Origin of the sequence: Priestia sp. FSL H7-0729, from assembly GCF_038005685.1 — a bacterium.
In the GTDB taxonomy this organism is placed as follows: domain Bacteria; phylum Bacillota; class Bacilli; order Paenibacillales; family Paenibacillaceae; genus Paenibacillus.
In genome coordinates this window covers 89607-113592 of sequence record NZ_JBBOTQ010000009.1, presented here as the reverse complement: position 1 = coordinate 113592, position 23986 = coordinate 89607, and the positions used below count along the sequence as shown (strand labels likewise).

Annotated in this window: 23 protein-coding genes; 20 read left to right on the top strand and 3 right to left on the bottom strand. The window is 46.8% G+C overall.

Annotated features, from left to right (window positions below; all coding sequences use genetic code 11):
- Positions 1–26: 26 nt before the first annotated feature.
- The 5 genes from thiD (at position 27) to MHH93_RS19870 (ending at position 4581) form a co-directional block, all read left to right on the top strand.
- Entirely contained in the window at positions 27–839 is an 813-nt protein-coding gene (thiD, locus tag MHH93_RS19890) for a bifunctional hydroxymethylpyrimidine kinase/phosphomethylpyrimidine kinase (protein ID WP_433747375.1), read from the top strand.
- Between the two features lie 250 nt (positions 840–1089).
- Entirely contained in the window at positions 1090–1770 is a 681-nt protein-coding gene (locus MHH93_RS19885; RefSeq protein WP_500055417.1) for a response regulator transcription factor, read from the top strand.
- Positions 1767–3515: a sensor histidine kinase gene (locus MHH93_RS19880; RefSeq protein WP_500055416.1), complete on the top strand. Its 1749-nt coding sequence runs from the start codon at positions 1767–1769 to the stop codon at positions 3513–3515. Before MHH93_RS19885 ends, MHH93_RS19880 begins: the two co-directional genes overlap by 4 nt.
- A 21-nt stretch (positions 3516–3536) precedes the next feature.
- The gene (gene pssA / locus MHH93_RS19875) at positions 3537–4082 is read left to right on the top strand and encodes a CDP-diacylglycerol--serine O-phosphatidyltransferase (protein ID WP_278298231.1); all 546 of its coding nucleotides are present in this window, start codon (positions 3537–3539) and stop codon (positions 4080–4082) included.
- 13 nt (positions 4083–4095) lie between these two features.
- On the top strand, positions 4096–4581 hold the full coding sequence (locus tag MHH93_RS19870; protein ID WP_500055415.1) for a DedA family protein: 486 nt from the start codon (positions 4096–4098) through the stop codon (positions 4579–4581).
- Between the two features lie 359 nt (positions 4582–4940).
- Here the strand turns inward: MHH93_RS19870 and MHH93_RS19865 are convergent, their stop codons facing one another.
- Positions 4941–6131 (bottom strand): cation:proton antiporter, encoded by a 1191-nt coding sequence (locus MHH93_RS19865; RefSeq protein ID WP_500055414.1) that lies wholly within the window; start codon positions 6129–6131, stop codon positions 4941–4943.
- Between the two features lie 379 nt (positions 6132–6510).
- Here MHH93_RS19865 and MHH93_RS19860 point away from each other — a divergent pair, with 379 nt between their 5' ends.
- The 6 genes from MHH93_RS19860 to MHH93_RS19835 all read left to right on the top strand — a co-directional run bounded on the left by MHH93_RS19860 (position 6511) and on the right by MHH93_RS19835 (position 10187).
- Positions 6511–7083: a DUF420 domain-containing protein gene (locus MHH93_RS19860; RefSeq protein WP_017692198.1), complete on the top strand. Its 573-nt coding sequence runs from the start codon at positions 6511–6513 to the stop codon at positions 7081–7083.
- A gap of 63 nt (positions 7084–7146) precedes the next feature.
- Positions 7147–7890 carry a 2,3-diphosphoglycerate-dependent phosphoglycerate mutase gene (gpmA, locus tag MHH93_RS19855; protein WP_500055412.1) on the top strand — a complete coding sequence of 248 codons (744 nt, stop codon included), beginning with the start codon at positions 7147–7149 and terminating at the stop codon, positions 7888–7890.
- Positions 7891–8110: 220 nt separating this feature from the next.
- Complete coding sequence (locus MHH93_RS19850; RefSeq protein ID WP_190945097.1) at positions 8111–8281, top strand: hypothetical protein; 171 nt, start codon at positions 8111–8113, stop codon at positions 8279–8281.
- Positions 8282–8472: 191 nt separating this feature from the next.
- Positions 8473–9381: an aldo/keto reductase gene (locus MHH93_RS19845; protein WP_500055411.1), complete on the top strand. Its 909-nt coding sequence runs from the start codon at positions 8473–8475 to the stop codon at positions 9379–9381.
- A gap of 85 nt (positions 9382–9466) precedes the next feature.
- The gene (locus tag MHH93_RS19840; RefSeq protein ID WP_145325850.1) at positions 9467–9793 is read left to right on the top strand and encodes a thioredoxin family protein; all 327 of its coding nucleotides are present in this window, start codon (positions 9467–9469) and stop codon (positions 9791–9793) included.
- A gap of 211 nt (positions 9794–10004) precedes the next feature.
- A complete protein-coding gene (locus tag MHH93_RS19835) occupies positions 10005–10187 on the top strand; it encodes a hypothetical protein (RefSeq protein ID WP_500055410.1) in 183 nt (60 codons plus the stop codon).
- Between the two features lie 283 nt (positions 10188–10470).
- Here MHH93_RS19835 and bacA read toward each other — a convergent pair whose 3' ends face one another.
- Positions 10471–11280 carry an undecaprenyl-diphosphate phosphatase gene (gene bacA / locus MHH93_RS19830; protein ID WP_315939421.1) on the bottom strand — a complete coding sequence of 270 codons (810 nt, stop codon included), beginning with the start codon at positions 11278–11280 and terminating at the stop codon, positions 10471–10473.
- A gap of 213 nt (positions 11281–11493) precedes the next feature.
- On the opposite strand from bacA, the gene MHH93_RS19825 reads away from it, so the two are divergent.
- From MHH93_RS19825 to MHH93_RS19805, 5 genes are all read left to right on the top strand, one after another.
- Positions 11494–12126 (top strand): TetR/AcrR family transcriptional regulator, encoded by a 633-nt coding sequence (locus MHH93_RS19825; RefSeq protein WP_500055409.1) that lies wholly within the window; start codon positions 11494–11496, stop codon positions 12124–12126.
- Positions 12127–12288: 162 nt separating this feature from the next.
- Positions 12289–13140: a substrate-binding periplasmic protein gene (locus MHH93_RS19820; protein ID WP_091019240.1), complete on the top strand. Its 852-nt coding sequence runs from the start codon at positions 12289–12291 to the stop codon at positions 13138–13140.
- Positions 13141–13172: 32 nt separating this feature from the next.
- Positions 13173–13817 carry an amino acid ABC transporter permease gene (locus tag MHH93_RS19815; protein ID WP_017692207.1) on the top strand — a complete coding sequence of 215 codons (645 nt, stop codon included), beginning with the start codon at positions 13173–13175 and terminating at the stop codon, positions 13815–13817.
- Positions 13818–13833: 16 nt separating this feature from the next.
- Complete coding sequence (locus tag MHH93_RS19810; RefSeq protein WP_500055408.1) at positions 13834–14580, top strand: amino acid ABC transporter ATP-binding protein; 747 nt, start codon at positions 13834–13836, stop codon at positions 14578–14580.
- A gap of 278 nt (positions 14581–14858) precedes the next feature.
- Positions 14859–15281, top strand: coding sequence for an OsmC family protein (locus tag MHH93_RS19805; protein ID WP_500055407.1), 423 nt, complete (start codon positions 14859–14861; stop codon positions 15279–15281).
- 96 nt (positions 15282–15377) lie between these two features.
- On the opposite strand, the gene MHH93_RS19800 is transcribed toward MHH93_RS19805, so the two are convergent.
- A complete protein-coding gene (locus MHH93_RS19800; RefSeq protein ID WP_500055406.1) occupies positions 15378–15989 on the bottom strand; it encodes a TetR/AcrR family transcriptional regulator in 612 nt (203 codons plus the stop codon).
- Between the two features lie 141 nt (positions 15990–16130).
- Here MHH93_RS19800 and MHH93_RS19795 point away from each other — a divergent pair, with 141 nt between their 5' ends.
- From MHH93_RS19795 to MHH93_RS19780, 4 genes are all read left to right on the top strand, one after another.
- Positions 16131–17309, top strand: a complete 1179-nt coding sequence (locus MHH93_RS19795; protein WP_500055405.1) for an MFS transporter — start codon at positions 16131–16133, stop codon at positions 17307–17309.
- Positions 17310–17514: 205 nt separating this feature from the next.
- Complete coding sequence (locus tag MHH93_RS19790) at positions 17515–19305, top strand: sensor histidine kinase (RefSeq protein ID WP_500055404.1); 1791 nt, start codon at positions 17515–17517, stop codon at positions 19303–19305.
- Complete coding sequence (locus MHH93_RS19785) at positions 19298–20899, top strand: response regulator transcription factor (protein WP_500055403.1); 1602 nt, start codon at positions 19298–19300, stop codon at positions 20897–20899. The genes MHH93_RS19790 and MHH93_RS19785 overlap by 8 nt, the downstream gene beginning before the upstream one ends.
- 175 nt (positions 20900–21074) lie before the next feature.
- Positions 21075–23984, top strand: coding sequence for a glycoside hydrolase family 2 protein (locus MHH93_RS19780; RefSeq protein ID WP_500055402.1), 2910 nt, complete (start codon positions 21075–21077; stop codon positions 23982–23984).
- Positions 23985–23986: the final 2 nt, after the last annotated feature.

Sequence of the window (23986 nt, the reverse complement as noted above, 5' to 3'; positions counted from 1 at the left end):
GAGACACGAAGGAGAATGCAACTATCATGACGATTCCAAAGACATTAACAATAGCTGGTTCGGACACGAGCGGCGGTGCAGGTATTCAAGCTGATTTGAAAACTTTTCAGGAGCTGGGTGTGTATGGCATGACCGTACTGACTACGGTTGTGGCAATGGAGCCCGAAACATGGGATCACCAGGTCTTTCCTGTGGAATTAAATGTAGTTGAAGCGCAGCTTCGCACTGTTCTTGACGGCATCGGTTTTGATGCCATGAAGACAGGTATGCTCGGTTCTGTAGATATTATTGAACTGGTAGCAAAACATATTCGCCGCAGCGGTCTGCCACAGATCGTTATCGATCCGGTAATGGTCTGCAAAGGTACTGACGAAGTACTGCAACCGGAAAATACGGAAGCGATGATCGAATTCCTGTTGCCAGGTGCGGATCTGGTTACACCTAATCTGTTCGAAGCATCTCAGCTGGCGAAGAGTGGACCGATTCGTTCCAAGGAACAGATGGAAGCAGCGGCAGCAACAATTCATGCCCATGGCTCGAAACACGTTCTGATTAAGGACAGAGGTGTAATTAGCCCGGGTAAAGCAATGGATCTACTCTATGATGGAACTAACTACGAATGGTTTGAAGCCGATGTTGTCGGTTCCGGATATACGCATGGTGCGGGCTGCACAACGTCTGCGGCAATTACTGCAGGGTTAGCTCGTGGTCTTTCAGTGAAAGAGGCTGTTCGTGAAGGTAAGGCCTTCGTGACCAAAGCGATTGCCGGCGGATTCCCGCTGAATCGTTTTGTTGGTCCTACACTTCATGTGGCTCACCGTCTGGAACAACAACGCTAAGTGTTACTAGTGAGTGCGCAGTAGCGCATCACTTCTTGATAACACAACTCGATTTCATTCAAGTAGCTGTCAATGAGCAGGATTTTGCTCGTTGACGGCTTCTTTTTTGTGCGAATTTTGATAAAAATTAGTAACTTTTGGCTTATATTAATCGTATATATCATGGAGTTCATTCCAAAACATGTCTGGACACATGAACGACACATGGAATAGGTATGTTATGATCAGAAACTTAAAAGGAGAGTCGGTCATGATCAGAACAGTGCTTCTGGTGGAAGATGAAAGCCGCATTCGTGAGATTGTGGCCGATTATTTCATAAAAGAACAATGGAACGTCATAGAAGCAGAACATGGAGTACAGGCATTGGAACTGCTGGCTCAGCATGAGGTGGATCTGGTCATTCTGGATGTTTTGATGCCTGAAATGGATGGATGGACGTTATGTGGGCATATTCGATCCCAATCCACCGTACCTATTATCATGCTGACTGCACGGTCCGAGGATGACGATAAAATTCATGGATTTCAGCTGGGCGTTGATGATTACGTCACCAAGCCGTTTAGTCCACGTGTGCTAGTTGCACGTGCAGAGACATTAATGAAGCGTGTTGAAGGCGCATTGGGACGAGAGCAGGGTGTGGTTCGCTTCGGACAGGTAACTCTTGATCCATGGGCTCGGCGGCTGGAGAAGGACGGAATTGAAGTGGAGCTTGCCCCAAAGGAATATGATCTGTTGCTCTATTTGGTTCGAAATGCAGGCATTGTATTATCCCGGGATGCCATTTTGAATCGGATCTGGGGATTTGATTTTGAAGGAGACTCACGTGTTGTGGATACTCACATCAAGAAGCTGCGTAGCAAATTGGGTGACGAAGCCAAGTGTATCCGGACAGTGATTGGCACCGGATATCGTTTCGAGGCAGAAGCATGAGAAGAAATGGCGTAACGATGAAGCTTTTCCTGGTGATGGCAGGGTGTCTGGTTCTTCTATATGGGACGACGGTATTTGCCCAGTTGGTCTGGTTTCCCGACTTCTATCAGCACCAGAAGGTAAGCAGTATGAAGAAAAAGCTGTCCAAGTTCGAACAGCAATATTCGAATGGGCATTGGAGTGATTTACAGCTCGCTAAGGAGACTGGCAAATTCATGCGTCAGAACCAGTCACATCTGGTCATTCTGACGAATACTGGAAGACTGGTTGATGACCCATTCCACATTACGTTACTTCAGGATGATGGGAGTCACGTGAAAGTGTCCTTGTCCTTGTTTATCAATAGTGAGAACGCTGGCTGGATTACATCCCATCTGAAATACGGACAGAAACTGACGGTGAAAGGCCCGGCCAGCGGGTCCATGGTCTACCCATTCAAAATCCAGGATGCCACTTCTGCCGCCTGGGGAACAGAAAGCTTTCAGGAATCCATTGAGCCAGTAAAGGAATGGTCAGGTGTGTTGACCGAGGTGGTTCTTCCCAATCTGGCAACGTGGAGTCAGAGACAGGGATTGCTGGTGCAAGCACTGGATAGCCGGTTCCCTTTGTCTACGGAAGACCAACTTGCCTTGGCCAATGGCAAAATGCTCAATGAAGAATGGATGGATAGCTGGAGTGGTGTTCGCAATGTCATCACTATTGCTCCAGTGCATCGTTCCGGACCCGAGCAGCAACTGATTTTCTCGCTCACCTCTCTTCAGGAGATGAGGGAAGCGAATGAAGCAACACGTTTGTTCTATGGGTATTTTGGCATCGGCGCATTTATATTGATTCTGTTGCTGGCGTTGCTCCTGTCCCGAATTGTAACGAAGCCACTCTTGGCCTTGAACCATGTCGCCAAGAAAATGTCTACGCTGGATTTCACAGTGAAATCACCCATTCGGCGTAATGATGAAATCGGCAGCCTGTCCAATAGTCTGAATGCCTTATCGGGAACCTTGGGTCAGACACTGGAAGAGCTGAGGCAGGCCAACACGCAGATGCGCACAGACATGGAAATGAAGCAGGAGATTGAACAGCGTCAGCGCAAGTTTTTTGCCGATGCATCCCATGAACTCAAGACACCAATCAGTATTATTAAGGGATATTCCGAAGGGCTGAAGGATGGCGTGAGTGAGAGCAAACGGGAGCGTTATATTGAGATCATTGCCGATGAGGCGATCAAAATGGAAACGATGGTTGAAGAGATGCTGGATCTGGTGCGACTGGAATCCTCAGCGGTTCAATTGAATACGGATGCTGTTGCACTAGCTGACATGATTGAAGATATCGCCGGCCGTCTGGGGCCGCAACTGAAGGATAAAGGTTTGGATGTGGTGCTTGTATCCACAACAGAACAGACGGTTGAGGGTGACCGAAGCAAGCTGGAGCAAGTTATTTTCAACATCATGATGAATGCTATACGTCATGCGATACCGCATACCGATATAACTATTGAGATCAGCAGGCGTGAAGGTTTTGTCCATATTTCCATTGAGAACAAGGGCGAGCAAATTGCTGAAGCTGAGCGTCAGTATATATGGGAGAGGTTCTATCGGGTAGAGCGCTCACGCAATCGCAAAATGGGGGGAACCGGGCTCGGTCTGGCCATTGCGAAGCAGATTCTTGATCTGCACGGGTGCAATTATGGAGTGGAGAATACACTGGATGGAGTCCGTTTTTATATTATATTTCCTAAAGCCTAGTACGAAAGGGAGTCAAATCTTATGAAGTCTTTACCATCGATTTTAACCTTGGGGAATCTGAGTTCAGGCATGCTGGCAGTCATTATGGCTATTCATGGTGAATTTGCCCTGGCTGTGATGATGATATGGGTAGCGATGTTTTTTGATCTGTTTGATGGCTATGCAGCCCGTAAATTGCATTGTGAGGGTGAGTTCGGTAAAGCCCTGGATTCGCTTGCAGATGTAGTTTCGTTCGGAACAGCTCCTGTGCTGATTCTGTATCTGAACTCCATGAATGAAGTGAGTGTGCTGGGGATGGCACTGACCGCATTGTTTCCGGTGTGCGGTGCATTGCGCCTGGCCCGTTATAACTGTCAGAAGACACCAAGCAGCGGTTTTGTTGGAATGCCGATTACATTTGCCGGGGGTCTGATGTCCTTTTTCGCGCTCTGGAGTCCTTATTTCACACATGGTGTAGCCTATCTTGTCATTATTGTATTATCCGGTCTCATGGTGAGCCAAATCCGATTCCCATCTCTAAAACAAGTGCTAGCTTCACATGAGAAGGATATTGTGGAACCGAAATAAGGAGCGAGTCAGTATGGAATTTGCAAAAGAATTTATTGGTCAATATGGTTATTTCGCAATATACGGACTACTGGCTCTTGGCGTTATTGGTATGCCGATTCCGGATGAGGTGATGATGACGTTTGTCGGTTATCTCGCCTCCATCTCGGTATTGAATTACTCCGTTTCCATCGCCGTCAGTTTCGGTGGCGCCTTTACCGGTGGGTTGCTCAGCTACATGATTGGCAAGAAAGCGGGCAGGCCGCTGTTCGATAAGTATGGCAAGTGGATTGGTGTGAATGCCAAACGATTTAGCAGGGTGGAGTCGTGGTTTCTGAAATATGGATCCTGGTCGATTATCCTTGGTTATTTCATTCCGGGTATTCGCCATCTGATGTGTTGTTTCTCCGGGATTAGCCGCATGGCGATTGGCAGATACGTAGTTGTATCCAGCATCGGTGCCTTCGTCTGGTGTGTTGTCTTTATCTCAATTGGTTTTTATGTTGGCGTGTTAACTTAAAATGGGACAGCCTGTTGTAACAACGGGCAAAGATGGAAGACCTCTTGAGTGTAAGGTGGTCTTTTTTTGTTTTCTACGATATAGCGAACTTGAATGAGTAACGAATACGTATGACTTGTAAAAATACGAAAAAAGCCGCTCTGACCATCTCCAACCTTCATGTCGAAGGGGAAGAATAGATCAAAGCGGCGTGTGCTTCACGACCGATATATTACATTTCTAGATCAAGTATAGCTTTCAATATGGAATGATTACAATACCTTTTAACTAGACCATATCTCAAGCCTTGGTCGGCAGCAATAAGAGCTAAGGAATCTCAGACGTCTTATTCTGGAATCTTTTTGAACGGTGGCATACCCTTACCCGCTTAAATGTGATTCTTCAATTCCTCTTTCGACTCGCTTTTCACCCTTTTTGCGTGCAAAGGTGATTTTGAGCAGAGGTGGAGTGACCAACGTAGTCACAATAACCATGATCACGACGCTGGTAAAGTACTCCGAATCAAGCAATCCGGAAGCAAGTCCGGTTGATGCGATAATGAGAGCAACCTCACCTCTTGAAATCATTCCTGAGCCAATGGCCAGTGAAGATGACATATTAAATCCAGTCAGTCGTGCACCAGCTCCGCCACCAATGAGCTTGGTTACAATAGCAATGAGGCTTATAACGACAATGAACCAAATTTGCGAACCCACACCATCGAACGTGACATTCAAACCAATACTGACAAAGAACACCGGAACAAAAATTCCGTAGGCGATCGGTTCCAGCTTGGTTTCAACTTCATGTTTGAAGTTGGTTTGGGAGATGGCGATCCCAGCGGCAAATGCACCAATAATACCGGCAACACCCATCCACTCCGCAAAGTAGGAGAATCCAAAGCAAATAATCAGCCCCGCAGTAATGACGGTCTCGGTTACTTTTAACGGTGCCATCCACTTCATGATGCGTGGAACAAGGAACCAGCTGGCAGCGATGATAATAACAAAGAATAACAGCTTCTTACCGATAAGCAGAGAAATCGAAGTGTCACCTCCGCCTGTACCCAGCAAGCTCATCATAACGGCAAGAATGACAACGACCAAGACATCATCGACGACAGCAGCACCAAGGATTGTTGTACCCTCTCGAGAGCTGAGTTGATCCATGTCTTTGAGTGTCTGAACGGAAATGCTGACGGACGTGGCACAGAATAATAGTCCAAAGAACAATGCGTGTGTCTGTGACATACCGAACGCCATGGCCGAACTGTATCCTCCGATGAATGGTAAAATAATACCACCCACAGCAACGGCAAAGGCTGCTTTCCAGTTTTTCTTCAATTGTTCCAGATCGGTCTCCAATCCAGCGATGAACATCAACAATAGTACTCCGATTTCGGCCATATAGTGGACGAAATCACTTTGCTGAACCCAACCGAGAATAGCAGGTCCGAGGATGACACCCACAATCAGTTTCCCCAGTACCGAAGGTTGGCCCAATCTGACGGATAGATCACCGGCAAGTTTGGTAAAGATTAAAATAAGTGCAAGAACCAAAATAAATTCCATAAGTGTGCTCCTCTCCAGCAGTAGCGTTTATAGGTTTACCTGCCCAAGGGGGGATCATTCCAAGCCTTTAGAACAAAAAAAGGCATAAAAACAGCACTTGTTAAGAGTGCCGCTTATATGCCTAAAAAAGACAAAGAGGGGCCCTTGGTGACAGGCTCCTCCAGTTTCAACGCGTATGTGATTAATTGCATTAATTATACCACATCTAAAGACTTGGGTAAATGGGAGCTGGTGTAGATTTGATTGAAAATAGCCGCAAAGGGGCATTTTATAGGGGAGTGCAGCGGTTTTTGTTCAGAGTGTTGTCACTTAACAGCCCGGAATTGCCGAGATATAATGATATAGAACATAGAAGTTAGGATATGAGGAGGATTTTGCATTGGGCAAAAATAACAAAGGGGAACCGAACATTCCATCCCCGACGAGCAATAAAAATTTCGCAGGCATCATTATCACGATTTCCATTCTCGCTAATGTCATTATTTTATTATTGTTCTTCGCACCGTCCATTGGTTACAAAGGTGATGTGACCTTTGATATTACGGTGTTGCCACGGTTTAATGCCGTGTTTAACAGCTTTACCTTCATCTTCCTGCTCGCAGCGCTTATTGCTATTATCAAGCGGAATGTGAAGCTGCACAAACGATTTATTCTTGCTGCATTCTCTACAACCTTGTTATTCCTCGTGACCTATCTGACGTTTCATTACCTCTCACCAGAGACGTCCAAATACGGCGGCGAGGGCATCATTCGTTCCATTTATTTCTTCATTCTGATCACCCATAGTATATTGGCAGCCCTGATCGTTCCTTTGGCGTTGTTCACACTTGTATGGGGTTGGACGAATCAATTGAAGAAACACCGCAAAATTGCACGCTGGACGATGCCAATTTGGCTGTATGTCAGTTCCACAGGTGTCGTGGTATACCTGATGATGGCACCGTATTATTAATGTAATTAAGCATATCTTGCTCGACTTGCGGGTAATGTTTCCATGGAAGGAGGGTTCACGGTTATGTACAGAGTTGTTTTGATTCGCCATGGACAGAGCATGTGGAATGTAGAGAATCGTTTTACCGGTTGGACAGATGTGGATCTGACGAAGGATGGTTACGCAGAGGCTCGTAAAGCAGGCAAGATCATGAAGGAACAGGGGTTTGATTTTGATTATGCCTATGCCTCCGTCCTGAAACGTTCCATCCGTACACTTGACATCGCGCTGGATGAGATGGACCTCATGTGGATTCCTATTACAAAGACCTGGCAGCTGAATGAACGCCATTATGGCGCGCTGCAAGGACTGAATAAACAGCAGACTGCGCTGAAGTATGGGGAGGACCAAGTCAAGGAATGGAGACGCTCCGTTAACGTATCTCCCCCCGCATTGGATGAAACCGATGAACGATATGTGCAGGATTTAGACAAGTACAAGCGGCTAGGATGCACGATCCCGTTTACGGAGAACCTGATGGATACATCGAAGCGAGTGCTGGAGTACTGGAATGCGGAGATTAAACCGATGGTATCGGCTGGCAAAAGAGTGCTGATCTCTGCGCATGGTAACACGCTTCGTTCACTCGTCATGCATCTGGACCAACTGTCCGAGGCAGACGTAATGGCGCTCAATATCCCGACGGGCATTCCGCTTGTCTACGAATTGGACGAAGACCTGCATCCCATCGGTCATTTCTATCTGACCGCCGATGGCTCGACCTATAAACATGAAGAAATGACCCATGTGGCAACACCTTCGGATTAATGGGTATTGAATATAGGTCTTGATTGTACGAAATCTTGTTGTTTGATTCATCTCGTTCAGTTGATGTTTCAACCAGGATGATTGGAAGATGACCGCTGAATTTTAATTCGGAGGTCATCTTTTTTTGACCAATCAAGCTTGGACTTCGTTTCGTTTTGCTCCCACAGGGTAATTGTCAAACAAGACACGATGTACATTTATCCTGAAGGAGGAGAAGCACATGTCTAAAAGAAGAGGAATACTGATGACAGCTATCGGCGCAGGTGTAACTTATCTGATGAGGAACAAACAAGCAAGAGATAAGCTGTTTAGCACGGTATCGGGTATGATGAAAAGCTCCAATTCGTCCAATGGAACCAGTAAAGCCAGACCACGCGTGGAAGTGAAATAGATATCGGGCGTTCGTTTATCGATTGAATTAAATCGGTTGAATTAAAATGATTATGAGAAACCTGGAGATGAAGTCAATCCAGGTTTTTTTGTGCCATCGAAGGCAAACCCTTGCTTTCATGTGTAATGCGATTTTTGCCAGCAAGAATGATACAATGGATACTTGCAGAATGTATGGAGGGAGATGCACATATGAAGAAAAATCGTCTGGGTACATCCGAACTAATGGTGTCGGAGATTGGGCTGGGATGTATGTCCCTTGGAACCGAAGTGGAGCCTGCTATGGGCCTGATTCATGAGGCGCTGGATCTAGGGGTCAATCTGCTGGATACAGCCGATCTGTACGACGCAGGGCGTAATGAAGAAATTGTGGGGCAAGCTATTAAGGGCCGTCGAGACCAAGTCATTGTGGCGACCAAAGTAGGTAATCGTCGTATGCCTGGCAAAGAGGGCTGGTCATGGGACCCGTCCAAAGCCTACATCAAGCAGGCTGTACATGAAAGTTTGAAGCGGTTGCAGACCGATTACATTGATCTGTATCAGCTGCATGGGGGGACCTTAGACGACCCCATTGAAGAGACAATTGAAGCATTTGAGGAACTGAAGAAGGAAGGACTTATCCGATATTACGGAATTTCCTCCATTCGTCCCAATGTGATTCGGGAGTATGTAAAGAGGGCATCCATCGTCAGTGTGATGAACCAGTACAGTGTTGCTGACCGCAGAGCGGAAGAAGAAGTGCTGCCTTTATTGGAACAAAAGGGGATCAGTGTAATTGCCCGTGGGCCCGTAGCCAGCGGTGTGCTTGCCGATTCCGGTTCTGCCAAGGCAGACAAAGGTTATCTGGACTATACGCCAGAGCAACTATATACCATTCGGCAAGGGTTAAGTCGTCTTGTTACGGACCAACGCAGCATGGCTCAGACGGCAATTCGTTATGCGTTATCCCATCCTGCGGTAGCAGCAGTTGTCCCTGGTGCCAGTTCGAGAGACCAGTTGCTACACAATATTGCCGCTTCGAATTCACCTGCACTTACCAATACAGAAATTCAGGAAATACGAGAACTTAGTCCCGCTAATCTGTACAAGCAGCATAGGTAACGCCATTAAGCCTATTTTCAATTGTAACTATACAAGGTACAATGAAGATCAGCCATTAAAGGAACATATAAGGGAGAGAAGACATATGGAAAGAATTCAAAGTGAACAGCAATATCTGGATACAATCAACTCTGATGGTTTTACCGTCATTAAATTTGATACAACTTGGTGTCCGGACTGCAAAAACCTGGATCGTTTTATTGGGGATGTTATTGACCAACATACGGACAAAACCTTCTATGCCCTGGATGCAGAAAAATTCCAACCGTTTGCTGATGAGAATGGTGTACGCGGCATTCCAAGCCTGCTCGTCTTCCAGAACGGCAAGAAAATCGCACATCTGCATAGCAAATGGGCTAAAACACCTGCTCAAATCTCCGAGTATCTGGAGACGCTTGAATCCAAAGTTTAAGCGTAAGAGGGCAAAAGCAGCTTGATCATTACCTTATCTACGGAGACCTCTTCTTGTTTTACGACAGGAAGGGGTTTTTCTGCTTCATTTCAGCACATATAATGTGCATTCGAAGAACTGAAGTTGAGGACCAACGCTTGTTTAGAATTTGTTCAGTGCTCCCATGTATACTGTGAGAACAAACTGAATATTTGGAGTGAACAAGATCCGTATGAAGAATGAAATTTTTGAGGAAATGCATCAACTAAGCCACAATGATGACCGGAGATACCGATTGCTGATGATCGGGGTAAAGCAATTGTTGCAGGAGCAAAAGGAGAATAGATATAATCTGCGTGAGAGATTGAAATATCGAAAGAGACACCGGAACTTTCAAGTGAAAGAATGGTCCTAACCCAGTAAGTTCTCTAGAAGTGAATATACATCTGAATGTCCATGATACATAGTTACCTAGTCGGCATCACCAATGATTCAACCCAGCTTAGAAGGAAGTCATGAGGAGTAAGACTTCTTCTAATTACAGATATTCCTGTGTCTAGGCAGCAAAAGGAAACCTAAATCAACAGAATCTTGATGTAAAGGAAGTATAGTATAACACATAAAAATGGCGGCCTCGTTCCATATGGAACTTGAGGCCGCCATTGATTTTGCCTGTGCAGTTTATTTGATTCTAATGATTACATCAAAATAATAAAGAACACGGCTGCCAAGACAAAGCGATACACAGCAAAGACGGTCAGGCTCAATTTTTTCAAAATGGACAGGAACGTCTTGATCGCAAGCATGGCGACGATGAAAGCAGCGATGAATCCAATCGCGAAGATCGGGAAATCACTACCGTTCAGGTGATCGATACTTTTGTACAGGTCATATCCCGTAGCACCAATCATAATCGGCACAGACACGAGGAATGTGAACTCTGCAGCGGCTACACGGCTTACCCCTGCAAAGAGACCGCCTGAGATCGTTGACCCGGAACGGGAGAAGCCTGGCCACAATGCCAAGATCTGAAATAGACCTACCGCGAATGCCTGTTTGTAGGAAATATCATCGACATCATGGGTAGTAATTCGTTCACTCTTACGGCTCCAGCGTTCGGCAACGATCATCAATATACCACCTATAACGAGGCTGTACAGCACTGTTTCCGGACCAAACAAATGTGCTTTGATCCAATCACGGAATACAAGTCCGATAACTACGGCAGGAACCATCGCCAGGAAGATATGTCCCAGATTGAGGCGGCGGGAGTAAGGTCTACTACCTCCGGTGAAGCGGAACATATCAATGAATTTGTTCCAGTACAGTACAACAACAGCAAGTACAGCTCCGAGTTGAACAACCACCTCAAACGTTTTGACTGACTCGTTGTCCTCCGATAAACCCAGCAAGTGGGCAGTCAGAATCATGTGTCCAGTAGAGGACACGGGCAAAAACTCAGTCAAACCTTCGATGATGCCCATAATAATGGATGATATAATGTCCAATTCTCTTCCTCCTTGAAATGCAGGTGACAGCACAGGCTGTCCTGCTTGACCATGCCTGTTCATTTGAACAAGGCTATCCCCTATTATGATCACAAATGCACTCAACTTCAACTTATGCTCGTAATCATTTGTTTAAAACTATATTGACAAAAACCTAGTTATCCCATAGGATATAACTTAACTGACTGACTGATCAATCGGGAGGGTACAGGAATGACCAAAATCAACAGTTTGGAACCCGGTGAAGAACGCCGGGACCAGATCATTCGCATAGCGATGGAGCGGTTTGCAACCCAAGGCTACCATCAGACGAAAATTTCCGATATCGTTCGTGAAGCTGGTGTGGCGCAAGGAACGTTCTACTGGCACTTTAAGAGTAAAGAAGCGATTGCTTCGGAGATTGTCTTAACCGGCAAGGAGGAGCTACTTGAGTCGATTGGACAAGGGTATCGCAAGGATGCTGGATCGGTAGAAGATATGGTGAAGGCATCGGAAAGGCTGTTCACTGACCTGTTCATGTTCGCCGCGCAGAATCGTTATTTTATGGAGCTGTTGCTGAAAGGCATCGTGACGGAAGAATCCGTACAACGCTTGGTTGAGGAGACACGTAATGCTGTCGAGACGGCGTTCCGTCACAATATGGAACGTGCCATCGAACTCGGCATGTTGCCTAAGAGCATGGATGTACCGCTTCGAGCAGCGCTGTTGGTAAGCATGATTGAAGGCATGATATCGCGCTGGTTGTTCGGTTCCGATGAGTTGCACAGCAAGTTCTTAGCCATGACAGCATCTTCGCTAGCAGCTGAGGCAGCAAGCTTTGAGTTTTACGGACTATTGGGCACATAAGTCATGTGCAGAGTTCGCAGCTTTATTTTTCAAACGAGAGACCAGAGATTCACATGATTAAACAGGTAGCAGGGAATAATGGGTACAACTGCAGTTTAGTCACACAATAAAGTAACCAAATGTACATCCAGAACAATACATGACTGAGAGGAAGTTAACGTAATGAACAAAACATATGGATCGAAAACGCGTAAAGGCTGGTCTCTGACAGCGATTCTGCTGATGACCGTGCTGGTACTTAGTGCTTGTGGTAGTAAGGCGACAGACAATGGAAGTACGAATGGTGCAGAGGCAAGCAATGAACTGGAGCAGATCAAGTCTGCTGGCGTGATCAAAGTAGGCATGATGGGCACATATGCACCATACAACTTCCTGAACGATAAAAAAGAAATGGACGGCTACGATGCAGATATCGCACGTGAGGTTGCGAAACGTCTTGGGGTTAAAGTTGAATTTGTATCCCAGGAGTTCTCTGGTCTGACACCGAGTCTGCAAGCCAAAAAGCTGGATGCCATTATCAGCCAGATGACGATTACTGATGATCGTAAGAAAGTACTCGACTTCAGTGATCCGTATATTACGAACCAAGTTAAAATTATTGTCAAAGAAGACAATAACGATATTACCAAGCTGGAAGATTTCAAAGGGAAAACAATTGGCGTAGGGTTGGGTACGAACGATGAATCATATCTGCGTAATGAAGTGTTGCCTAAAGTGGGAGACTTCACGATTAAAACCTATGACGATGTCATCTCTTCACTGAAAGACCTGAATGCTGGACGGATTGACGCCACAATCAACAACATGTACGCACTGAAACCGATTGTTGATGCCAACGGATTAAAGATCAAAGCTGTGGGCGAAGCAATCAAGAGTGACCAGGCAGGTATCGCTGTTCGCAAAGACAATCCGGAACTCGTAGCAGCGCTGAATGATGCTCTCAAAGGCATGAAGGATGATGGCACGTACAATACCATTTTTAAAAAATGGTTTGGTGAAGAGCCTGCGCAATAATGAACTGGCAAGGCGAAGGGAAGATTTGACCCATGGAACTGGTATTTGAGAATATCCCCTTCTTTCTGAAGGGGGCTTACTATACGTTATACGTAACTGTGATCTCCATGTTTTTTGCGTTTATTATCGGGGTCCTCGTAGCAATCGCTCGTTTGAAGGGACCGATGTGGCTCAGGTTGATCGCAAGGTTTTATGTATCCATCATGCGGGGAACCCCGCTGCTGGTGCAATTATTCGTCATTTATTACGGATTGGTTGATTATGGAGTGACCTTGGGATCGCTCACGGCTGCCTGTCTGGGACTGAGTCTGAATGCAGGTGCGTTTCTGTCGGAGACGTTCCGTGGAGCCATACAGGCCGTACCTAAAGGGCAGACCGAAGCTGCATATGCAACGGGTATGACCCCGGCTCAAGCGATGAGACGGATTATTTTCCCGCAGGCTGTGCGCATTGCCATCCCGCCGATGGGGAATACGTTTATTGGCATGTTGAAGGAAACGTCACTTGTGGCTGCGATTGGTGTTACCGAGTTGCTGCGTTCCGCACAGCTGCTGGTGTCGCAGTATGCACTGAACATGCCGTTTTATCTGGCCATCGGTGTAATCTACTGGATTATGAGTATCGGCTTCTCGGCCATTCTGGAACAAGTGGAGCGCCGGCTGGCCCGGGCTTACTAATGGGAGGAGAGAACCGATGATTACAACAACCGGACTTACCAAACGTTTTGGACAAAATGAAGTGCTCGCGAATATAGATCTGCATGTCGATGCGAAAGATATTGTTGTATTGCTTGGCCCAAGTGGTTCAGGCAAGAGTACCTTGCTTCGCTGTTTGAATGGACTGGAAGAGCTGTCTGGCGGACAGATCGAAGTGAACGGTGTAGTGGTGAACAGTGCTGATCCGCTGCGGGTCCAGCGTGCCCGGGTCTTGGAGATTCGTCGCCAGACCGGCATGGTCTTCCAGCAGTTCAACCTGTATCCGCACAAGACGGTGCTGGGCAATGTAATGGAAGGTCTTGTGACGGTGAAAAAAATCAAGCGTGACGAAGCGGCCGAACGTGGCCGGATTCTGCTGGATCGGGTGGGTCTGTCGGACAAGCAAGACCAGTATCCGTCCCGATTGTCCGGTGGGCAACAACAGCGGGTTGCCATCGCACGTGCACTCGCGATGGAGCCGGAAGTGATGTTGTTTGATGAGCCAACTTCTGCCCTTGATCCCGAACTGGTTGGAGAGGTACTTTCCGTCATGAAGGAACTGGCTGAGGAAGGCATGACCATGCTGGTCGTGACCCATGAATTGAAGTTTGCCCGTAATGTGGCGAACAAAATCGTATTTATGGCAGATGGATCGATAGTGGAAGAGGCAAGTCCACAGGCCTTTTTTGAACATCCGACGCAAGAACGCACCCGCCGTTTCTTGCAACAAATTACTGAATTTTGATGAAGATGATAGCGATCGGAAGAAAGAACGTACCCGGAGCCGCTATTTAAGGTCGTGAACGATATCAGTTCAACTAAACTTTTTGCACAAGAACGGAGAGGACAGAAGAAACCTGAAGAAGCGGAGCGTGCGCCTTTATCCCCTGATTTTCCCCTTGAAGAAGGGAATCAAAAAAATCTGGGGATAACAGCGATCGGAAGGTTGTTCTGTCATCGGAGTGGCAAGTGCAAACCTTTTTCGCTTGAACTTAACCTATTTTAAGAAAGAAGGATAACATCATGAATGTAACAACCGTATGGAAAGGCAAACGCGCATTTACTTCCGAAGGACCCTCTGGCTATGCCGTTGGCATGGATGCCACTGCTGCTTATGGTGGTGACAGCAAGGGTGCGACCCCGATGGAATTGTTACTGGCGGGTCTCGGCGGCTGTATGGGAATCGATATTACGATGATTCTGGACGCATTCCTGGACAAAATTGAGTCGATTGAGATTGAAGCGCAGGGGACACGCAGCGAAGAGATGCCGAAAGGCTTCACATCCATTAATCTGATCTTCAAAGTCGATGGGGATATCCCGGATTACCGTATCTGGAAAGCCATTCAGATGGCTGAGGAAAAATATTGTGCAGTTTCCGCTTCACTGAACGCCGACATTCATCCGAAGCTGATCCTGAACGGCGTAAGCACACCTCGTCCTTAACAGCACGCGCATAAAATTTATACTGAGCAGGCACTTCCAATTGTGGGAGTGCCTTTTTTGGCTTTTTTAACCGATCCATATAGTTCGTAGATAAAGTCAGGCTGAATGTTGAACAAGGTTCCAGATGCCCATGAATTCCGTGATAGCCTCATCGATCGTTGCAAAAGGAACGCCATCGCGGGCTTGTGTAGATATACCTTGCATAAAGGTATCAAATACGGTGGTTAGCATGTCTACATTCGTGGAAGCAGGAATTTCACCGTTATCCACGGCACGCCGGATGCAATCCTGCAGGCGGTTGCGCGTCAGCTTTCTTTTCTCAGCGGCAATGTCACGGATATGATTGTTTTTGGAAGAACATGTGCTGGCTGACAGCACAATTAAACAGCCGGATGGATGCGTGCTGTCTGTTTGCATTTTTGCGGTACTTCTTAGTGTTGTTTCAATCGCTTCTCTTGGTGACAGCGTGAGATCCGAGAAACTTTCCGTCACACGTCCAAACGTATTCATATATCGTTCTACTGTTTCTTTATACAGCGCTTCTTTGGAATCAAAGGCTGCATAAAAGCTGGCTGCTGAAATATCCCCCATGGCTGCTCGGAGCTGAAGTAATGAAGTGGCCTCGAATCCTTGCTCCCAAAAGAGCATCATCGCCTGTAATAGGGCTTCATCCCGATCAAAAATGCGCGGACGTCCCGTTCTTGCCATAAGAGATTCCCCCCTTTTTATTAATTATATACTAATCGATCCAAAAGTCATTGACAAGGTGAAGTAGTCTGAATAATATAAGGAATGATCGATCCATAATTTGATTACTCATTCTACACTACCTTAAAAGGAGCTGTACAGATGTCGAATATATCTTCTCATCGTTTTCCGTGGTTAGGGTTGCTGGCCCTGGCTATGGCGGGTTTCATAGCTATTATGACCGAAACACTTCCTGCGGGGTTGCTGCCGCAAATTAAAGAAGGGCTACAGATCTCTGAGGCAGGGGCGGGGCAGCTTGTCACCTTTTATGCTGTTGGGTCGCTGGTCGCTGCCATACCAGTGGCGGTGCTGACCAAGGGCTGGCGGCGGCGTCCGCTTTTACTCCTGTCCATTATCGGTTTTCTTGTCTTCAACACCATTACTGCCCTCTCGTCAAACTATGTGCTGACACTTTTCGCTCGTTTCTTGGCCGGTGTTGCAGCGGGTGTCTCCTGGGGCCTGATCGGTGGCTATGCATTACGGATGGTACCTGAGCATCTCAAGGGAAGGGGGATGGCTGTGGCTATGATTGGCACGCCGATTGCCTTATCATTTGGTGTTCCGGCAGGTACGCTGCTTGGTTCATTTATGGGCTGGCGCTCGGTGTTCTGGCTGATGTCATTGCTGGCGTTTATACTGATTTTCTGGGTGCTTTGGAAAGTACCCGACTATCCGGGGCAGTCAGCGGATAAGCGGATCTCCGTCAAGCAAGTCCTGTTCACCCCCGGTGTAATTCCCATTTTAACTGTCGTTTTAGCCTGGATGTTGGCTCATAATATTTTATATACGTATATTGCTCCTTTTCTCACCGATGTTGGTTTGGAATCCAAGGTTGGACTCATTTTACTTGTATTTGGTCTGATGGCATTGGTGGGCATCTGGATTACAGGTATTTTCATTGATCGGTGGTTACGTAGGCTGGTTCTCCTGAGCCTTGCGGGCTTTGCTTTGATTTCCCTTGTATTAGGTCTTTGGAGTGAGCATGTTATAGTCATCTTCGGTTCTGTTGCGCTGTGGGGTCTGACATTTGGCGGTGCGGCTACCCTGTTGCAGACCGGACTTGCTCAAGCTACGGGCGAACAAGGTGTTGATCTTGTCATGCCGATTAATACAACCGTTTGGAATCTGGCTATTGCCCTTGGGGGAATGGCGGGAGGTGTTCTTCTGAATCAATGGGGAGCTTCGTCATTTAACTGGGCCATCTTGGCTTTAACATTGGTGGCTTTGTTTGTTGCATGGCGTGCCAAAGGATATGGATTTCGCCCATCCAGGAGTCACTAAACATCTGTCAACAAAAATAACTCGGTTAGCCCGGTCGCCATGTAAATGGCGGCCTTTTGTTGGAGGTTATGCCCCGGCAATAGATATATCCATTTCAAGACAATCCGAATTCTGGCGGTTATGTGGTATGATTAATTCAGAGGACAGAACATCCTAATCCTGCTCTTTATATGTAAGCGCTTATACAGATGACGGAAGGTGCGACATGTTTAAAAGGTTGATACGAACTACTAATAATCTCAAATTAAAGCATAAATTGCTTATTTCCTATGTCCTGGTCGTCATGATTCCGGTCCTGATTGTAGGTCTGGCTGTGACCAGTTATTTTCGCCAACAAGCTTTGGACAATGCGATAGGACAGACCATCATCAATGTGGACAAGATTAAGAGCCAGACGGCGACGATGTTACGTGTACCGACAGATATATCCAACCTTTTGATGTTCAATGCGGATCTCAAGGAGATCGTGAATAAACGGTATAAGAGCGTTGTGGAACTAACCTCGGCTTATCTTGCATACAAAGATTTTCAGGAATACAGGCGTTTGTACCGTGAGATAGCGGGTATTCGCTTTTACTCCACTAACCCAACATTGATTAACAACCTTGAATTCATTCCAGTAGACAAGCAAACGGAAGAGAGCTACTGGTACCAACAGGCACTGAAAACAACCAGCATCGGGTGGTTCTACATTCCGGACAAGGAAGATAATCCTGTACACAAGCTCAGTTTGGTACGCAAAGTACCTTTTGCCGAATATCGGACCGAGGGCGTGTTGATGATTGTGATCAATCAGGATGAGCTGAATGGATTGCTCCGTCAGGAACAGTTCGAGACGATGATTACGGATGAGCAGGGTTATGTGGTTGCAGCCAAGAATACCGAACTGGTAGGAAAAACGCTGGACAAGCTTGATTTTGGCGTTGATCTGCAGAGTCAGGCCAAAGGCACCATTGAAGCTGATTTTCGCGGTGAGCCATCCAATATTGTTATTGATGAATTGGGACCTGGGTCGAGTATGAACAGCCTGAAGGTTATTTCAGTTTTTGCCACCAAAAATATAGTCAAGGATGCCAATAGAGTGAGCATGATCGGCATGATTTTCATTATCCTTGTGCTCGTTATCGCCCTATTATTCGTATATATTATCTCGTTCCTCACTTCGAACCGATTGCTCCGGCTGAGCAAACACCTCAACAAGCTGGCATTAGGTGACCTGAACGTGACCTCGCGGATTGATGGAAACGATGAGATTGGACAATTGTCACGACAGTTCAACTATATGGTGAAAAGTATCAATGAACTCATGACGCAGGTGGTAGAAGCGACAGAACAGAACAATCAATTGGAAATCGCCCAAAAAGAGATTAAACTGAAAATGATGGCGAGCCAGATCAATCCACATTTCTTGTTTAATGCACTGGAGTCCATTCGGATGAAAGCGCATATTAAGGGAGAAGCAGAGATTGCCAACATCGTCAGGTTGCTGGGCAAGCTGATGCGTAAGAGTCTGGAGATTGGCAGTGGAAAAACAACCTTCCGGGCTGAACTTGAAATGGTACGTTCCTATTTGGAAATTCAGAAATTCCGTTATGGCGACCGCCTTGCATTCCAGATCGACATCGATCCCGAGGTGGAGAAGATGTACATTCCGCCTCTGATTATTCAACCTTTGGTTGAGAATGCGATTGTCCATGGTCTGGAAAATAAAGAGGGTACAGTCCGTGTTCATATAAGTATTCGTTTAGTAGAAAACATTGTGCAGATCCGTGTGGATGACAATGGTGCAGGCATAACGCCAGAACGACTGGTTGAGGTGATTCAGTTTATCTGCGGACCGGAGGAACAGGAGAAGAGTCGGATCGGCATGCGTAATGTACATCAACGCTTAACATTGACGTACGGGGAGCCATATGGATTGCAGATTAAGAGTGTATATGGGGAAGGAACAGAGGTTTCTTTCACTTTGCCAGCAGGAGGGGACCAACATGTATAAAGTGTTTTTGGTGGATGATGAACCGAGCATACGTGAGGGACTGACTACCATTATTGAGTGGGAAAAATACGGATTCCAGGTCGTTGCTACAGCTGCCAGCGGGCGTGAGGCCATCTCCCGGTTTGAAGAATTGGAGCCTGATCTGACGATTATTGATATTCGCATGCCCGGTATGACCGGGCTGGATGTGATTGAAGAAGTACGCCGGAATCATCCGGATTCACACTTTTTGATATTGAGCGGTTATGCGGATTTTGATTATGCCAAGAAAGCTATCAGTTTCGGTGTGGATGGTTATCTGCTCAAACCGGTGGATGAAGAAGAGATGATTGGTGAGCTGGAACGGATTGCTACGATTTTGAACCGTGAACGGGAGACAATGGCTCGACAAGCTGGTGAGGATACCGTCTTTAGGGAGCATCAGATTGAGGCTTTGCTCTTTGACAGTCTAGAGGGCGCGGGCAGCATGGAAGAAGATAGCCTGGGGCTGCATTGGCCTCACTATCAGATTGTACTGCTTGAGATGCATGCGGCCCCAGATCTGCAGCGGGGAAGTGTAATGAAACGCAAACTGATTGAAGCATTTGACCAGAAGGACCGAGGTATTGTGTTCTCGTTCCATTCCGGTCTGGGGCTGTTAATCAAGGAAACAATCACATCCGAGTCCTCTGCAAGAAATCTGTATGATGAGCTGGAAGGACTTCTGGGAGAATGGGAGGTCCACATGTATGGTGCTGCAGGTGAACCCGTACATTCCACTTCTGAAATTGCGCGGTCATATACGCAGGCGAATCGTATACTCGGTGAACGCTTCCTGTTCACGGAGCACCGCATCATGCTGTGGACTGAAGGTAGTGAAGGCGAGGGCGTTGTTAAGGCAGAAGTTGAAGCTGTCGACGGAGCACCACATGAGCCAGTTGAGGACGAACTTGCAGACAAGCTGTATTATGCGTTAGACATCCGCAGCAGTGAGTCAGTCATGCGAGTACTGAGTGAGATGGAAGAGCGCCTGGTCCCGTATCACCGAACAGAGCAAGCGATCAAAACGGCCTTCTCACAGGTATTCTCCCTGGCGTTCAACAAGCTTGCAGCGACGAACCAACATATGCACTCCATCATGCAGGAACATTCGGTTCTGATTAACGAAGTCTATCATCAATTTACGATGTCTGACCTCAAAGTTATAGCCGCGGAACATTTTAATCGACTTATTCAACGTATGGGTGGGGGAAGCAAGGATACTGTATTGAAACAGATGATTGAATTCATCCAGCGTAATCCTGGCGAAAATCTCAAGCTGGAGGTCCTTGCTGAAGTGTTTAACTATAACAGCAGTTACTTGGGTAAGTTGTTCAAGAATCATACAGGAGAGTATTTCAATGCATTTCTGGACAAGGTCCGTATGGAAAAGGCCAAGGAATTGCTGGATGAAGGACTGAAGGTCCATCAGGTCGCGGCGAGAGTGGGCTATGCGAATGTGGACTACTTCCACGGTAAGTTCAAGAAATATGTAGGGGAATCCCCTTCGGCTTACAAACAGGCCAGAACCCAATCCTCTCCTAAAGGGATGAATACAGGTACCAACGAGGAATAAGTAAGGAGTAATGGGCCTTGCCCTTGCCTATTGTGTAAAACGTTTTCGTTAACCCTGGTAAATGTACAGATTCATTATATTGTCCATGCACTTCCCATGATAAGCAATGGTCACGGCATGCTTCACATCTTAGACTGGATTTACAAGAATCCAGAGGAAGGGATGGCTATACGATATGAATTTGTCTGATATAAGTTCTGCACGTCGTACATTGAACTTAAACGGAACATGGCAGTTTCGTTTGGATCCGGCGTCCATTGAACTCGTTGAACAAGAGAGAATACCGCCTTCACAGTGTGGAAATACATCATGGGAGACCATTCAGATTCCCGGTTCATGGGAAGAGCAAGGATACGGAGATGAGCCGGAATACGAAAGGCTAGATACCTGGACCAAGGTACGCGAGTATGAAGGCTCAGCCTGGTATGCTCAGGATGTTCATGTTCCATCAGACGATCCCGGATGTCACTATGTATTCAGATTGGAAGGGGTCCGATGGACAACGAATCTCTGGATCAATGGACAGTATGCCGGGCAGCAGGATAGTCTGGTGAATCAACAAAAGTGGGATGTTACCTCGTTGATGAAGCAGGGAGAAGTGAATCGGGTGGAGATCCGTGTGGATAATACGATGAAACTTCCGCTGGCGGGTAGCCATATTCATTCACTGCATACGGCCACAGCCTGGGGTGGAATAACGGGTGGTGTTTATCTGGACATTCTGCCTCCATGCCGATTACAGATGTTACGGATTCAACCAGATGCTGAGAATGGAATGCTTCTGATTGATTGTACTGTAAGCGCTCCCGCAAATGAATCGGCTGAATCGATGCAAGTGCATGTGGATATCCGGCATCCAGACGGCACATGGCTTGATCGGTATAGTTGTCATGTGAATTTGAGTGTTCAAGCAAATGGGGATACAAGTTCAGCAGGTTTAACTGAAAGCAACACTTTAATAGATCAGATGCGGTTGGATCTGGGGAAAGGCAAGTCTATTGCAAGATGGTCGGATGAATCTCCTGAATTATATAAGGCAGTGATCCGTCTGCATAACGGTGAACAGGAGCTGGATCGGCTGGACCAATCATTTGGTGTACGCTCCTTTGCAACAAACGGGAAGCAGCTTGAATTGAATGGGACACCAGTATATCTGCGCGGATACGTTGATTGCTGTATCTTTCCACTGACAGGTTATCCTGTGTGGGATAAGGAACATTATCTTCAGCAGTTTCGAATCGCCAGAACATACGGCTTCAATCACGTCCGTCTGCATGGGTGGAGCGCGCCTGAGCCTTTCTGGGACGCGGCTGATGAAGCTGGCATGCTGGTGCAGGCTGAACTCCCACATTGGTCTCGTTTCTTTGAGCAATCGAATCAGTCTGCGCCAGCTGAGGTATTGTCCTATCTGACACAAGAACTGGACGGGTTGCTTCAGTCGCTGCATAGACATCCTTCATTCGTTATGTTCTCCATGGGAAATGAACTCATTGGTCCGAATGGCCACCCTGAACTCAATGCATTGGTATCGAGAGCAAGGGATATGGACCCGACCCGCTTATATACGGATAATACAGGTTTTGGGCAACTTCCGCCGCAAGGGCGGGAAGGTGATTATTATATTCAGTCGTTGAACTGGCATCCCCCGTTGGAATCCGCATATTCTGCTGTGCCGGATACCACGCTAGACTATCATGCAGTCACTCGGCTCGCGGAGCATCCTGTTATAGGACACGAACATGCACAGTACACCATGTATGTGCGGCCCCAAGAGCGAGCCAAGTATACTGGCGTATTGCGTCCTAGCTGGTTACGACCGATCGAAGAATCGTTGACAAACAAAGGCATGATGGCTGATCTGGAGCATTTTCAACAGGTCAGTGGTACCCATCTTTTACGTTCCCTCAAAGAAGCCATGGAGCGAATACGGCGTACACCGGACGCTGCGGGCGTACAGCTTCTGGACATTCGCGATTTTCCAGGGCAGGGACATGCTACGACGGGCATTCTGGATGTATTTTGGGATGACAAGGGCATTACAACACCTGAAGAGTTTATGTGTTTCAACGCAGATGTGGTGCTGTTGCTAAGCTGCAAGGAGCGCACATTCTACGCCGGAGAACCTATTCTTGTCGATGTAGGCATCTCACATTACGGTAAAGACCCACTCAAGGATGTATCCATACAGTGGAAGTTAATTAGTGATGATGTGATACTTACTGAAGGGGAATGGAAGACCGGAGATATTCAATGTGGGTGCGTCAAGTCACTGGGAAGCATCGTCGCTACCGCACCTCATGAAGGGGCAGCAGCTTTTCGCATTGAAGCGGAGCTGCGATCAGGCGATTTGGACAGAACTGTAGCGAATGTATGGCATGGCTGGTCGTTTCCTTTTTATCAGTCTCATCCGGGTTCGAATCGGTTCTGGAATACCGTGGCAGAGTTGAAGCCATTCCTGGGTCAAGCACATGATGATTGCGTAGATCGAATCGATGGATTCCAGTTGTTGAAAAATCGGGAGATTGACTTGGTTATTGTTCAGTCGTTAACACCTAATGTCGTTGATTATGTGGTCAACGGGGGGAGTGTTTGGCTACAGTCAACCGCAGAAGGGTTATATGATTCAGTGGATACCAAGTATCTGCCTGTATTCTGGAATTACCTGATGTTTGCTACACAGCCTGGTGCAACAATGGGCATGTATTTGAGAGATCAGTTAGCACTACTGGGCTCCTTCCCGCATGATAGGGCTTCAGATTGGCATTGGTATCACTTGGTGAACGGTACGCCAGCCATCTGTTTAGATACGTTGCCGGGGGTGGAACCGCTGATTGAAGTGGTGGATCATTTCCATCGGGCCAAACGGCTGGCTTATGCTTTTGAGGCAAAAGTAGGGAAGGGCAAGATTCTGGTATCCACACTTCCATTTGCTGATCTGGCGTTAATGAAGCGCCCGGAAGCCGCCTACTTGTTTAAACAGATACTTGCGTATCTGAACGGGAATCAATTCCGTCCAGCAACCTCCATATCGGTAGCCCAGTTGCTTGGGATCGTTAAACTGCAGACCATTCAATTTACATTGTAATC